Annotated in this window: 10 protein-coding genes; 6 read left to right on the top strand and 4 right to left on the bottom strand. The window is 48.7% G+C overall.

Annotated features, from left to right (window positions below):
* Window position 1 precedes the first annotated feature (1 nt).
* Window positions 2–3,193, bottom strand: a complete 3,192-nt coding sequence (locus KOD92_RS07795; protein WP_215232989.1) for an RHS repeat domain-containing protein — start codon at window positions 3,191–3,193, stop codon at window positions 2–4.
* 139 nt (window positions 3,194–3,332) lie between these two features.
* On the opposite strand from KOD92_RS07795, the gene KOD92_RS07790 reads away from it, so the two are divergent.
* From KOD92_RS07790 to KOD92_RS07775, 4 genes are all read left to right on the top strand, one after another.
* The gene (locus tag KOD92_RS07790; RefSeq protein ID WP_215232988.1) at window positions 3,333–3,887 is read left to right on the top strand and encodes a TetR/AcrR family transcriptional regulator; all 555 of its coding nucleotides are present in this window, start codon (window positions 3,333–3,335) and stop codon (window positions 3,885–3,887) included.
* Window positions 3,888–3,939: 52 nt separating this feature from the next.
* On the top strand, window positions 3,940–4,851 hold the full coding sequence (locus KOD92_RS07785) for an NAD(P)/FAD-dependent oxidoreductase (protein ID WP_215232987.1): 912 nt from the start codon (window positions 3,940–3,942) through the stop codon (window positions 4,849–4,851).
* 34 nt (window positions 4,852–4,885) lie between these two features.
* The gene (locus KOD92_RS07780) at window positions 4,886–6,064 is read left to right on the top strand and encodes a THUMP domain-containing class I SAM-dependent RNA methyltransferase (RefSeq protein WP_215232986.1); all 1,179 of its coding nucleotides are present in this window, start codon (window positions 4,886–4,888) and stop codon (window positions 6,062–6,064) included.
* A 77-nt stretch (window positions 6,065–6,141) separates the two neighbouring features.
* Window positions 6,142–6,315, top strand: coding sequence for a hypothetical protein (locus tag KOD92_RS07775; RefSeq protein WP_215233523.1), 174 nt, complete (start codon window positions 6,142–6,144; stop codon window positions 6,313–6,315).
* A 109-nt stretch (window positions 6,316–6,424) separates the two neighbouring features.
* On the opposite strand, the gene KOD92_RS07770 is transcribed toward KOD92_RS07775, so the two are convergent.
* Complete coding sequence (locus KOD92_RS07770) at window positions 6,425–7,864, bottom strand: arabinose isomerase (RefSeq protein WP_215232985.1); 1,440 nt, start codon at window positions 7,862–7,864, stop codon at window positions 6,425–6,427.
* A gap of 175 nt (window positions 7,865–8,039) precedes the next feature.
* Here KOD92_RS07770 and KOD92_RS07765 point away from each other — a divergent pair, with 175 nt between their 5' ends.
* Together KOD92_RS07765 and KOD92_RS07760 are read left to right on the top strand one after the other, a co-directional pair.
* Window positions 8,040–8,927 carry an AraC family transcriptional regulator gene (locus KOD92_RS07765; RefSeq protein WP_215232984.1) on the top strand — a complete coding sequence of 296 codons (888 nt, stop codon included), beginning with the start codon at window positions 8,040–8,042 and terminating at the stop codon, window positions 8,925–8,927.
* A gap of 59 nt (window positions 8,928–8,986) precedes the next feature.
* A complete protein-coding gene (locus KOD92_RS07760; RefSeq protein ID WP_215232983.1) occupies window positions 8,987–9,556 on the top strand; it encodes a hypothetical protein in 570 nt (189 codons plus the stop codon).
* On the opposite strand, the gene treZ is transcribed toward KOD92_RS07760, so the two are convergent.
* Together treZ and glgX are read right to left on the bottom strand one after the other, a co-directional pair.
* A complete protein-coding gene (gene treZ, locus KOD92_RS07755; protein WP_215232982.1) occupies window positions 9,551–11,383 on the bottom strand; it encodes a malto-oligosyltrehalose trehalohydrolase in 1,833 nt (610 codons plus the stop codon). The two genes, KOD92_RS07760 and treZ, sit on opposite strands and share 6 nt — an antisense overlap.
* The gene (gene glgX / locus KOD92_RS07750) at window positions 11,380–13,560 is read right to left on the bottom strand and encodes a glycogen debranching protein GlgX (protein WP_215232981.1); all 2,181 of its coding nucleotides are present in this window, start codon (window positions 13,558–13,560) and stop codon (window positions 11,380–11,382) included. The genes treZ and glgX overlap by 4 nt, the downstream gene beginning before the upstream one ends.
* Window positions 13,561–13,637: the final 77 nt, after the last annotated feature.

Raw genomic sequence — 13,637 nt, 5'->3', positions numbered from 1 at the left:
ATCAATGAACATAATTAAAATGATAAATAACATTCGTTGTAGGATTAATTCCCAATTCATAAAAACCTTTTGAACCATTAAATGTTCCTGGAACTTTCCAATTCACACCACCCTTAAAATAAGCATCTGGGATACCCTTGCCGGTAGACATAATTTCTTGAATAATTAAAGGCGAATTCATGTAAGGTCTTGCCAATTGCCCTTTGTTCGCTCCCCTAGAAACGGTTTCCGTTAAATGCTTTCCGGCTGATTTAGTAAAAGTATATTGAGCAGACTGGGTTCCTTCCTTAGCCCCAACCCTGCCCAACCACTGCGCCCGCACCAACCCAACAAGCGGCTTAAATAACCATTCTAATGGCTTAGCAATCGGAATGATCGTAAAATCAATCGTATGATCCACCTCAATCCCATCCACCACCGGCAGCTGCTGCCCCGGCTCCCAGCCGGTCGCCTTCATTCGCGCCAGCAGCCCAAAGGGTTTGTCCTTCTCAGCCCGTTTCTTCTCTCTATCTTCTTGCTCCCGCTGCTCCTGCCGGAACATTTCCTCGGCGGCTTTGCCTTCGAAGTGCCAGCTTTGCATTCCGTCCGGATCAATGAAGATAAGCGGATTATCGTTGCCGTAAGTGTAGGGACTAAAACGTCTTGCTACCTCGCTCATCGGGTCGGTTGTGCCCCACCGGCCGATCTCGGGCATGTACATCCTTGCCCCATAGTCCACATACCCTGCTCCAACCTGCCGCTCCTTGCCATTATACAAATACCGGTTGGCCCAATCCTGCACTTTCGGTACCGCCCCGTCGCGGTTAATACATAGCCCAAACGGATAGTAATCCGTCCGTTGCAGCGTGCTGCCCTTTTCGTCAAAGACCAGCCTGGTGCTGCCCAGATGATCTTTCAATGCATAATGAAAAACGGGTTTGCCGGCTATTAAGGCTGCTTCGCCCGCCGCCAGCTGCACCCGGTACAAGCTGCTGACATTTCCCACCTTCCGGTACTCGAAGATCCCTGCGTATTGAAGCGTGATCGTGTCGGCAACATATTGCAGCTTCCGCCCTGATGCATCATAATCATAAGTAAATGTCTTTGCCCCGATCTTGACGGTTTTGGCAAGGTCCAGCTGGTTGTAGGTGATGGTGGCATTTCGCCCGCCGTCAGTGGTCATATTGCCGTTTGCGTCGTAGGCGTAGCTGCTTAGACCGGCTTTTATTCCGGTGTTGCTGGCCGAATTGTCGGTGACTGAGGTAAGCCTGTTGCCGGAGTAGGCATAAACCAGCTGGTCCTGGGCTGAGCCGGCGCGGGTGAGCGTTTTCAGGTTGCCGTTCGGGTCGTAAGTGATTGACTGCTCGGTGTCGGTGTAGCCATTGATCCCGGTCGAGGCGGTCAGCCGGCTTGCGCCGTCGTAGGTGAAACTTAGCCCTTTTGCAGGCAGGGTTTTGTCCTGCCAGTCCATTTGACTGATGTTGCCATTTGTATAGCTGTTTCCTTTCAGGTAGGCCAGCCCGTAGCCAAAGAATGCAAGCTCGGGGCCATCGTTTTGTTTTTTGTAGACAGTTTTTGCTGAGGTTTGCCAGCTGCGGATGTTTTGGGTATAAGTCGTTTTTCTCAGAAAGTAATTGCCGTCTTTCGACTGCAGCCACTTCGTGTACAGCTTCCCTAGCGGATTGTATCGCTGCGCGGTCGTGTAAGCTTCGTGTGAACCAGTTGGCGCGCTTACCGTTTCATGCGTGCTCAAAAGGCGGTCTGCGTGATCGTAGGTATAGGTAGCAACGTGCGTGTTGGTATTGTTACCACCTAGAATCTGCTCGGTTTTCTGCGCTGATATTACCGGCGCCAGATCGTACAAGTATTGGCTAGATACCCTTTCGATTGCGCCTGCGGCTAGTCCGTATAATTCGCGGTTGGTTTGCAGCGGGCGGTATTCGGCATCATAGTAATTGACAGTGGTCAGCCAGGCGCCGGTGCCGCCTGCCGCGGGCAATACCCGGGCGCGGGTGCCGGTTGGGTAGCCTTTTACATTGGCGTTATTTGCAGGGTAGTAGACTGAACTGTAAGCCAGATTGGCTGCTTTGGAAAAAGCGTAATCATCGTAAAAAGTGATATTTAGAAGATTGGCTTCCGTAGCTGTTTTCGGCGCTGTTTTGTCCAGGGTATAGCCCGCTATTTGCCCATTGCTGCGCTCTTCGTGGTGAAGTGTGTTGACATCTACTGCTGCTGACCAGTCTGCCCGGCTTTGGTCCGAGGCGACTTCGCCAGTGGCAATTGGCCGGTTTCTTCCGTCGTATTTGGTAAAACCCCAAACGCCGCGCGCGGCCTGGCCCGCATTGCGTGAAAGCGCCGGCCGGTTGAAACGGTCGTAGACCAGCTCGGTTGTCCCAGCACTGGGGATGGTTTTGGAAATGTTCCTGCCGCGCTCGTCGTAGCTGTAAGTAAATGCCTGCTCGGAAAGCGAAGGGTTGTCCTGGTAGCCCGGCTGCAAAACTGCTCGCAATAGCCCCAGATCATCGTACACATAGTAAGTCGAAAGGGTTTGCTGGGCCGAGGCGACGATCTGCTCGCAGACGATTTGGCCCAGCTTATCGGTAAAGGTATTGGTAACATTCCCAGCCTCGTCGGTTTCATTGATCCAGGATAAACTCCCTGCTGCGTAGTGGCCGGCCTGCGATAAAGTATTGTTACTTAGGTCGAAATCGTAGCGTTTGACCTGATTGGCTGCATTGACCTTGTGTTTGATAACCGAAGCTGCGCTTTTGTTGCCAGGCGCCTGCTGACCGGTAACCCTACCGAGCGGGGATTTTTCGTAGAAGGTCTGCTGGTAGGGTTTGCCCAAATCCGAAGCATCCAGCCCAGCCGGTGCCGATTGATAAAAGCTTGCAGAAGAATTCGCTGCATTCGGCTGAAAAGAACCGCTGCCCGCTGCCGGGTAAGGCAAATGCTTTTGAGATAGCCGTCCCAAAACGTCGTAGCTGGAACCGCCTATCAAATCGGAACCTGACGGACTTTGGCCCACATCGACCGTCTGAACCGGTCTTCCCAACCCGTCGAAGTACTGGACCTGGGTCGATACTTTGCTCACATCGCCCGCCGCCGCGCCGGTTTGTTTGTAGGTGCGCGTCAGGATGTAGTTTTGGGTGCTGGTAGGCTGGGCGAAAAGCTGATTTACACAAAAGACAAAAAGCAGTAATAGTTTCTTCATCAGAAAGTCTGGCTAAACAAATTGATTTTTTGTTTAGACGTCAGTCTTCCGATTCGGTCACATTAATTTTTACAATAAAAAGCAGTATGTCTCACATTTGAGACAAAACACTTACATTTGCATAAAACATAATTTCTCCTTGAAAGACACCGAACAAAGCATCATCGAAGCAGCGATCCTTATATTCAATGAGGATCTTTCTGCGCCTTTGGAAAAGGTGGCGGAAAAGGCGCAGACGACGCGGCGGACGCTCCACAGGTATTTCAAAGACAGAAACGAGCTGATGCAGAAATGCAAAACGGAGATCAGAAAAGCTTGTCACAAGGCTATGCAGAAAGCGTATGACAGTACCGAAGACCCTGTAAAGCGACTTGAATACATGTTCTATGCAGGAATAGAATGCGGCACAAAGGACACTTTTTTGCACAAACTACACACTTTACACGACCACGATCATCGTGCACATGACAAGGAATGTGCCGAATATGATGACACTTTCTCTGTCTGGAAATCGCATTTGCAATATCTTCAAAAGGAAGGGCTGATCAGCTCAATGATGACGGTGGAATGGATGCACCAACTGTTCCAGGGTATTGTAGGCGCTTCCGTTTCTTCCAGAAATAATCCGCAAAATGATTTAGAAGTGGTTAAGAAGCTAGGCTGGTTTTCATTCAGTCGAGGAATAGGGCTGTAAAATTTTTTACCCATACATGTCTCACATTTGAGACATTTTAAACAAAAAACAAATGATATCTGAACACGATTTTGATGTAGTGATCATCGGCGGCAGCTATGCCGGATTATCGGCCGGCATGGCGCTCGGCCGCTCGATGTGGAAAGTTGCAATTATCGACAGCGGTAAACCCTGCAATGCACAAACCCCGCATTCACACAATTTTATCACCCACGACGGCGACACGCCAGCGGCCATTGCTGCCTCTGCAAAGGAGCAGGTACTCGCCTACCCGACCGTGCATTTTATAGAAGATCTGGCTGTAAATGCTTCCGGCACGGACAATGATTTTACGATCAACACACAAAATGGCCAGCAGCTGAAAGCCAAAAAATTGCTCTTCGCGACCGGTGTGAAAGATCTGATGCCCGACCTGCCCGGCCATTCCGAATGCTGGGGAATCAGTGTGATACATTGCCCGTTTTGCCACGGATACGAATACCGCGACGAGGAAACAGGCATTATGACAAACGGTGAAATGACGCTTGACTTTGCAAAACTGATCCGCAACTGGACACCGAAACTGACCATTTTCACAAACGGTCCTGCAACATTTGACGATCTTATCAGAGCAACCTTAACCCAAATCGGTGTCGGTCTCAACGAGAAAATAATCACTGAAATCGAGCATAAAAACGGGTACATCAGCCAGCTCGTATTCGCCGATCAGGAAACACACAGGTTGAAAGCGCTGTATTCGCGACCGCCGTTTATACAGCATTGCCAGCTCCCGGAACAGCTCGGCTGCATGTTAAGCCCGCAAGGTCATATTGTGGTAGATCCAACTCAGAAGACCAATATAGCCGGCATTTTTGCAGCTGGTGATAATACCGCAATGGCAAGATCCGTCTCCGGCGCAGTTGCTGCGGGCGGTATGGCGGGCGCCAGGATCTGTCACGAGTTGATCAGCCAGCAATATTCTTAGTATGTTTGCAGGCCATTAACGCTCATAATTTCCGATGTCAATATATAATACCCCGGCCAATATCATCATTACGTGCTACCGTCGCCTGGCTCCTTTTCTGGAACAGGAAGTAAAGGAACTCGGCTATGAGGTAGAAGAAACGTTTGCGACCGGCCTCCGCATTACAGGTACAGCAAATGACTGTATCAGATTGAATATAAACCTATACTGCGCAAGTCAGGTGTTGTATAGTCTGGGTAAATTCACTTCCCGGAATGCGACCGACGTGTACCGCTTTTTATCTGAAATACCTTGGGAAGATCTTTTGCCGGAAGACGGTTTTTTCTCCGTAACCAGCAACGTTCACAATGAAACTGTCAACAACTCGATGTTCGTGAATGTGAAGGTAAAAGATGCGATTGTTGACCGGATCAGGGCTAAAAAGGGCATTCGGCCTTCTTCCGGCTCTGAAATGGACCGGGCTGTGATACATCTTTTCTGGAAAGAAGACCAGGCTGAGATCTTTATTGATACATCGGGAGAAACGATCGCGCGCCACGGTTACCGCAAAATCCCGGGACAGGCGCCTATGCTCGAATCGCTCGCCTCAGCTACTATCCTGGCGAGTAAGTGGGACAGGAAATCTGCATTCATTAATCCAATGTGCGGCGCGGGCACGCTGGCGATCGAGGCTGCATTGATCGCGACCAACAGCAAACCCGGCCTTTTCAGGAATAATTACTCTTTCATGTATTTCCACGGTTACGACGAAGAGTTTTATTATGCAGAACAGGACAAAGTGGAAGCCCAGATTACCGAGGCTCCCGGTTTGAGGATCATCGCAACCGACCATAGCGAGAAAGCGATTGAGAATGCGAAGAAGAACGCAATTGCTGCCGGAGTAGCAAATATGATTGAGTTTTCGGTTTGCGATTTTGCTGATACAGAGATTCCACAGGAAAATAAGGGTGTCTTTTTTGTCAATCCGGAATACGGCGAGCGGTTGGGCGAAGAGCAGGAACTTGAAGAGACTTATGGACGAATTGGTGATTTTATGAAACAAAAGTGTGGAGGATATTCCGGTTACATCTTCACTGGAAACCTGGATCTGGCCAAGAAGATCGGCTTGAAAGCCAAGCGCAGAATTGAGTTTTATTCTGGTAAAATCGACTGTCGTTTACTGGAATACGAGCTTTATGAAGGTACCAGACGCACAATTACGCCGACTGAATAAAAGCATTATAGTCTTTTGACTGGAATCTTTGGCACGATAATTAGATTATTAAGACCATAATCAAACAAACAGTTGTCATGAGACAGTCACAGAATTCGGGGACGATGAGTCAAAGCCAGAATCCCCGGGCAAGGCCTGAAAACAAAGACAATTTGGACAGTAGGCACAAGGAAGAGGAAATGGTGAAAGGTAATCACATTACCAATAATCAGAAGGATCACCATAGCCTTAATAAGCAAAGTGAAAATTAGAGTGTAAGTCTTTGTGTTTATTGTGATTAGACCGAGAGCCGGGTTCAGAATTTCTGAATCCGGCTTTCTTTTTGCAGCAATGTGGGTAAAAATGGAAGTGTGGGTTTAGCTAGCAAACTATCCTTGTCTCAATACCCAATAACTGACCCAACTTGCTGATTTTGGAGCTGATATGCCCTATTCCTACTGCACAATGGTGAGCCGGACCGTGACCGTTCCAGCATGCTACAAATTTCCGCGCGCCCAAAGAGAAACGGTAGCGGCTGTTGGTATTACCAATTTCAAGGACCGGACCGGCGACTGATTCTCCCTCTGCGACGAGCAAAATCACCTTTCCATCCACCGTTTCTACCACCGAAAGCAATGTAACCGGCCCGTGCTTCACGCTCATTTCCACAGACAGCCCATTCCCGACTTTTCCATGATACACATACAGCGGCCGGACTTTTGTTTTTCCTTCCGCAATCGCAATATGTCCCGGTCCGTCGTGGCCCATTAATACAATATCATCGTTAAAATCCATTGCATAATATTCTGTAAATGAACCGCCTGCGCCGAAACTATCCATAATTTTCATCGCCTGCGCATTCTTGATTTCATATTCGCCGGCGACTGGAATACCGCGGGCTGTGAGCAGTGAGTTGCCTAATATCACAGAGCTCATGGTATTTTCATTCCATGCATTGCCGGTACCTTTATGATAATATGCCATCGAACCCAGCTGATATTTTTCAACGAGCTTGTCCAAGGCCACAGCTGTTTTTGCAGCTCTATCCAGCTCAATTTCAGCGCAATCTTCCTTGATCTCAAAGGTCGAGTGAAATGTCGCCAGCATCTGTTTGACTTCTGGTTCACTTACCTGCTCACGCAATGCAGAAAGTTCGTCTACCTCAATCACTTCAATATGTCCGCCGAAAGTGGCAGTTTGCAAAGTGAGGTCAGAATAAATATCGAGCATTCCTCCATAATAATTGCCCATTACCCCCAGCCGATTGTGCGTCATAATATGGGCTACCTGCGCCGCTTCGATCCATTCCCTCGCCTCATCCCAGGCAAGCGGATCGTCGTGGAGCATTCCGGTAATCTGGCTAAACGGGATTTTTGCGCGGTTGAATACGTTCGCAATCTCGGGCACGGGGCACGCGGAGCAGTAAGCCAGCCACTCGCCAGTCATTTTGGTCCTGTCGCCGAGTTGGTTAAACCATTTGTAGTCGATAGCTGCTTCGGGCGCCAGGTTCAATACGATCACCGGCACTTTTGCGCGGCGGACTACCGGAAGTACAGTGGCGGAAAGTGCGTAGGTGGTAACATACAAAAACAGCAGGTCCACGTCGGCGCGCCGGAACTCGTGCCCGGCGTCGAGCGCTTTTTCGGGCGAATCGATCAACCCGAGGTTGACGATCTCAGCGCCAAAACTGCCCAGCTTTTCGGAAACGGTTTCCAGGTAGCCTTTGAGCCTTTCTTCCAGCCCGTCAAACTGTTCCCAATAGGCTTGTAATCCGATGCCGAAAAGCCCGACTTTAAGCCGGTAGCTGCTGTGACTTACCATATCAAAAAATACAAATTCGAAATAATAAAGGTAGATTCCGCAGCTCAGCTTGTTTGATTTAAAAACTGCATTTAGTAGATTTGAGCCCGCTAAATGAAACTTTGGTTCGCAAAAGTAGGACATAAATAAGATCGCAGTCAATGAATAAAGTGATTCATTATTTGCACATATTGATATGGAACTGTACAGAAAGTATTTCAGCACCGAACAACTTGAAGAGCTGGCTGACTCGGAACCGAACTGGGGTGTCTCGATCTTGAATGTTGGTCACAACCTGCACCCGGCGGGAAAACTGTACCCCGACAATAACCACCCGGACAGTTATTATTTTGACTGGGAAAAAGGCAGGGTGATCCAGGAATTTCAGCTCGTTTATATTTCAAGTGGCAGCGGCGTATTTGAAACCGAGACCATCCCTCCGACCCTCGTAGAAGCCGGTACCGCATTTCTGCTTTTCCCGAATGTTTGGCACCGATACAAGCCTTCTCAGGAAACAGGCTGGGAGGAATTCTGGGTGGGTTTCGGCGGACATTATTCCGAATATTTAATGCGCCAGGAATGCTTCAAACCTGACAGTCCGCTTATCCGCATCGGTTTTAATTCTGAGCTGCTCAATGTATTTATCAGGCTCGTTCAAACGCTCAAATTCGAAGGAATAGCATTCAAACAAATATCGTCCTGCCTGGTGATCCAGCTGCTCGGGCTCGTTTATGCGTCGGCGTTAATGACCGACCGGTCGCGGTCCCATAAAGAAAAGCTAGTTCACCGGATGCGCTACCAGATCCACGAGCACAGTACGGATATCATCGATATGGAGAAATTGGCTGCCCAGCACGGAGTGAGTTACGGCTGGTTTAGAAAAGCGTTTAAAGAAGTGATAGGCACTTCTCCGGGTCAATATCATTTGAATTTAAAAATAGAAAAAGCTTGTCAGATGCTGCGGGAATCTTCTTTATCAGTTTCCGAAATTGCATTCAAGACCGGCTTTGAATCCGAGTTCTATTTTTCCCGGATATTCAAGAAAAAAATGACCGTACCTCCTACTTCTTACAGGGAAGGATAGCAGAAAAGGTAATTTAAGAACCGTACTTTCGTTGATATGGAGGTTTTAAAATGTTACCGATGAAATATATCGCTTTCTTACTGATCATCATCGGCCTGAGCTCCTGCGAGTGGATCGGCAATGCGCCTAGTTTTGGTGACGATTTCGTTACTTATACGATCCGCGAAGGCCGGCACGAGGTGGAGAATAATCTGAATACGCCCTTCACTTCCTCTTCCATGAATTTTCAGGCGGTATTCGACAGCAGCTGCGTTTATCAGAATGCAATACCTGAGAATCAGAACGATATCAATAAGTTGTACGGGTTTTCGGATTGCAGCTCAGGGCACCAAAGCAACAGTGCCCGCTTCGGCTGGAACTGGCGCGAAGGGGCACTGCGTATTTATGCTTATGTATATGTGAACGGGACGCGGCAGGAAAAAGAACTCGGTACCGCCGAACTAAATGAGCCGGCCAGCTTCAAGATCGCACTGCGCGACAATTCTTATCTATTTACATTCCGCGGAATGGAAACCAGTATGCCGCGACACTGCACGGGCGGGGTCGGCGTTGCTTATAAACTGCTGCCCTACTTCGGCGGGGACGAGCCTGCACCTCAGGATATCAGGATCAAAATCCGCAATTTATAAGGCTGCGAATAGTGAAAACGATTCAGCCGCAACAGTCAGCTTACCGTCCGTTTTTTCAGGTAAAGTTTGTTCCCCATTCCATTCTTCATCCGACGAAGCAATCAGCTTCTGCCAGTTTTGACCCGCAGGCAAAGTAATATCCTCCGTGTTTTTGGAAAAATTAAGAATACCTAAAATGCGCTGCCCGCCGGTATTCCGCTCCAAAATGATAGTTTCGGAACCTTCCGGCACGGTGACTTCCAGGCCTGACCTGTCAGCAGACCGTAATGCAGGCTGCTCTTTCCTTAATTTGATCAGCGCTTTGTAAAAGCGGAACATCGTCTGGTGCGGCTCTTGTTCGAGCAGGTTCCACTGCAGTGTCGAGTTATTAAATGTCTCCTCTCCAACCGGATCAGGCGCGTCGCCCTCAATATGAAATGCGGCAAACTCACTCTTCCGGCCTTTTCTTACCGCCTCGGCAAGCTCGGGATCTGTGTGGCTCACGAAATATTGGAACGGGTTACTTTCGCTATATTCTTCCCCCATAAACAGCAGCGGCAAAAACGGGCTCACGATAACAGTTCCGGCCAGCAGCTTCTGCATTTCAAAACTCACCAGCTGGCTCGTCCGCTCGCCGAGCATACGGTTTCCAACGTGGTCGTGATTTTGGGAGAAAACGATAAACTGGTGTCCGGGGAAACCCTCAGCCTTCACCCCAAATGTGCGTTTGCGATGCTCGGAATAAATACCGTCGAAGACATAAGCGTCGCGGAATGACTTAGCAAGCGAGGTAATCGGGTCGAAGTCGGAATAATAGCCGCTTTTTTCCTGGCCGGAAGATACCCTTAACGCGTGGTGAAATTCATCCACCCATTGCGCATCCATTCCGTAACCATTTTCTGAGCCCGGTTTGATATAGCGGGTATCGTTCAGATCCATTTCCACGATCAGGTAATGCTGCTTTCCTGTGGATTTGCTCAGTTCTTCCGTGCGCATTTTCATCTCTGCCAACAAATGCACCGGACTGAAATCCTTGATCGCATGAACCGCATCGAGGCGCAAACCGTCGATATGGAAATCGCGGAACCACATCAATGCATTTTCGATAAAATAATGCCTCACCGCATCGCTCCAAGCGTCGTCGAAATTAATCGCCTCTCCCCAGGGGGTATTGTATTTATTGGTAAAATATGGCCCGAACTGCCCGAATATATTACCTTCCGGTCCCATGTGGTTGTAAACCATGTCAAGGATTACCGCTATTCCTTTGGCGTGGCAGGCATTTACAAAGCTTTGCATTGCCTGCGGCCCGCCATACGAATCCTGAACACTATAAGGAAAAACGCCGTCGTAGCCCCAGTTGCGCGGACCGGCAAACTGCGAAACGGGCATTAGTTCAATAGCAGTTATGCCCAGTTCCACCAGATATTCCAGGCGCGTTTCCATAGCAGCGAGCGTTCCTTCGGAAGTAAATGTCCCGATATGCGCTTCGTAGATGATATAATCGGGAAGGGAAGGATTTACCCACTGCGCGTCGGTCCACTGAAAAGCATTCAGGTCAACCGTCTCCGACGCGCCGTGCACGCCTTGTGACTGAAAAAGTGAGGCGGGATCAGGCAACAGTTTTCCATTGCCCAAATCAAACTGGTAAGAATCGCCCGGCTTTACTTCTGTCGTTTCGGAATGCCAATATCCGTATTCCAGCTTTTCCAGACTGATTTTTTTGCCAGAACTTTCAATTGACAAAGTCACCTCGTTCGCCTCTGGCGCCCAGACCAGAACTTCGGCTTCTCCCTGATGATTAAATCTGATACCAGGAATTCCTGGTTTTGTGTTGATGAGCTTCATATTTTTTGTTCTTCCAAAGCATGTTTAAAAACGATGACTGACCGGCTATCGACAGTTACAGCTGTATCAGGCTTGAATATCTCGCCGTTTTCGCTGACGTAGCTTTCGCTGGTATCTATCACTTTCCGCCACTCACTGCCATATTTTTCGGGCGGCAGCATGTATTGTACCGGTTCGTAATGCGCATTAAAAATCATATAAAAGCTATCGTCGTAAATCGGCTCGCCTTTCGGATTCATGTGACGTATCCCCTTACCATTCAGGAAGATACCCAGCGATTTGGCATAATCGTGGTTCCAGTTTTCCTCGGGCATTTCTTGTCCGTCGGGCAAAAACCAGGCAATATCTTCCAGCCCTATTCCCTTAATTGGCATACCTCGGAACCAGTGTTTCCGGCGGAATGTAGGGTGGGCTTTACAGAATGCGATCAGCTTTTGGGTAAAATCCAGCAGCTCCTGATCGGCTTTGTCCCAGTTAAGCCACGAAATCTCATTATCCTGGCAATACGCATTGTTATTCCCTTGCTGCGTTCTGCCCCACTCATCGCCTGCTACCAGCATGGGTACACCTTGCGAAAGAAAAAGTGTAGTCAGGAAATTTCGCTTCTGGCGGTTTCTGAGCTTGATAACCTCGGGATCTTCGGAAGGCCCTTCGTCGCCACAGTTCCACGATTGGTTGTGGCTTTCGCCATCCATATTGTTTTCACCGTTTTCGAAGTTACGCTTCTCATTATACGATACGAGGTCATTCAAAGTGAAGCCATCGTGCGCAGTGATGAAGTTGATACTTGCTGTCGGATGACGATCTTCCCCTTTGTATAAATCGGAACTTCCCGTAAAGCGTTCAGCGAATTCGGCCAGCATACTATCTGCACCCCGCCAGTAATCGCGCATACAATCCCGGTAGCGGCCATTCCATTCTGCCCAGCCTATTGGAAACTTACCTACCTGATATCCATCCTGACCAATATCCCAAGGCTCGGCGATCAGCTTAACCTGTGAAATAATAGGATCCTGGTGGATAATATCAAAAAACGCGCTCAAACGGTCCACTTCGTGTAACTCGCGCGCCAGTGTGGAGGCGAGGTCAAAACGGAAACCATCGACGTGCATTTCTGTGATCCAGTAGCGTAAACTGTCCATGATCAACCGCAATACATTCGGCAGGCGCGCATTCAACGTATTACCGGTACCGGTGTAATCCATATAATAGCGACCGTCCATTAACCGGTAGTATGCCATATTATCAATACCCCTGAAAGAAAGCGTCGGCCCCATTTGATTGCCCTCGCCGGTGTGATTGTACACCACATCGAGTATCACTTCGATTCCCGCCTTATGCATTTCCTTCACCATATTCTTAAATTCGAGTACCTGCTCGCCGTGGGTACCTGAACTGCTGTAACGCACATCCGGCGCGAAAAAACCGACTGAGTTGTATCCCCAGTAATTGGTCAGACTTCTTTCCTTCAAATGTCTGTCGGATACGAAATGGTGCACAGGCATCAATTCAAGCGCATTAATACCCAACTTTTTCAGATAGTTGATACTTGCCGGGTGCGCCAAACCTGCGTAGGTTCCCCGAATATCTTCGGGAATATCAGGATGCAGATTGGTGAAACCCTTTACGTGCGCTTCGTAAATAATAGTATCGTGATACGGAATTTCAGGCGCTTTCACATCTTCCCAGTCGAAAGTATGGTCTATAACAACAGACTTCGGAATATAGCAGGCGCTGTCCAGATCACTGAAACTCAGGTCTTCCTCAGGGTCTCCTATCTTGTAACCGAAAAGCGCATCGTGCCACTGGATCGTTCCCGAAATAGCTTTGGCGTAAGGATCTATCAAAAGTTTGTTTGGGTTAAATCGCAGCCCGACTGTCGGCTCGTATGGACCGTGTACGCGGTAGCCGTAAAGCTGTCCGGGTTTCAGATCGGGAACGTATACATGCCATACGTAATGGGAAACTTCCCTTATACGGATCTTAACGTTTTCAGTAAGACTCTCTGGTGAATCAAACAAACACAGTTCAACGCCAGTCGCATGCTCGGAGTACAGTGCAAAATTCACCCCTTTTCCATCCCACGTTGCGCCAAGGGGATAAGGTTCCCCCGGATACACGACAACGTTATCCAATTTCGACTGGTCGACTAATTTTTGATTGGCAATTTTTCTCATCTTGCAAAATTTATTTTCCCGCTAAAATTCCTCTGACAGGCCAACTGTACAGCTTTTGCGGAATGCATTACAGCATA

Origin of the sequence: Dyadobacter linearis (assembly GCF_907165045.1) — a bacterium.
Taxonomy (GTDB): Bacteria; Bacteroidota; Bacteroidia; order Cytophagales; family Spirosomataceae; genus Dyadobacter; species Dyadobacter linearis.
This window is presented reverse-complemented; position numbering and strand designations above follow the sequence as displayed.

Excerpts from the sequence above, each read along its gene's own strand:
- KOD92_RS07795 (WP_215232989.1), bottom strand. The coding sequence starts at position 3,193 with ATGAAGAAACTATTACTGCTTTTTGTCTTTTGTGTAAATCAGCTTTTC.
- KOD92_RS07785 (WP_215232987.1), top strand. The coding sequence starts at position 3,940 with ATGATATCTGAACACGATTTTGATGTAGTGATCATCGGCGGCAGCTAT.
- KOD92_RS07780 (WP_215232986.1), top strand. The coding sequence starts at position 4,886 with ATGTCAATATATAATACCCCGGCCAATATCATCATTACGTGCTACCGT.
- KOD92_RS07775 (WP_215233523.1), top strand. The coding sequence starts at position 6,142 with ATGAGACAGTCACAGAATTCGGGGACGATGAGTCAAAGCCAGAATCCC.
- KOD92_RS07770 (WP_215232985.1), bottom strand. The coding sequence starts at position 7,864 with ATGGTAAGTCACAGCAGCTACCGGCTTAAAGTCGGGCTTTTCGGCATC.
- KOD92_RS07765 (WP_215232984.1), top strand. The coding sequence starts at position 8,040 with ATGGAACTGTACAGAAAGTATTTCAGCACCGAACAACTTGAAGAGCTG.
- KOD92_RS07760 (WP_215232983.1), top strand. The coding sequence starts at position 8,987 with ATGAAATATATCGCTTTCTTACTGATCATCATCGGCCTGAGCTCCTGC.
- treZ (WP_215232982.1), bottom strand. The coding sequence starts at position 11,383 with ATGAAGCTCATCAACACAAAACCAGGAATTCCTGGTATCAGATTTAAT.
- glgX (WP_215232981.1), bottom strand. The coding sequence starts at position 13,560 with ATGAGAAAAATTGCCAATCAAAAATTAGTCGACCAGTCGAAATTGGAT.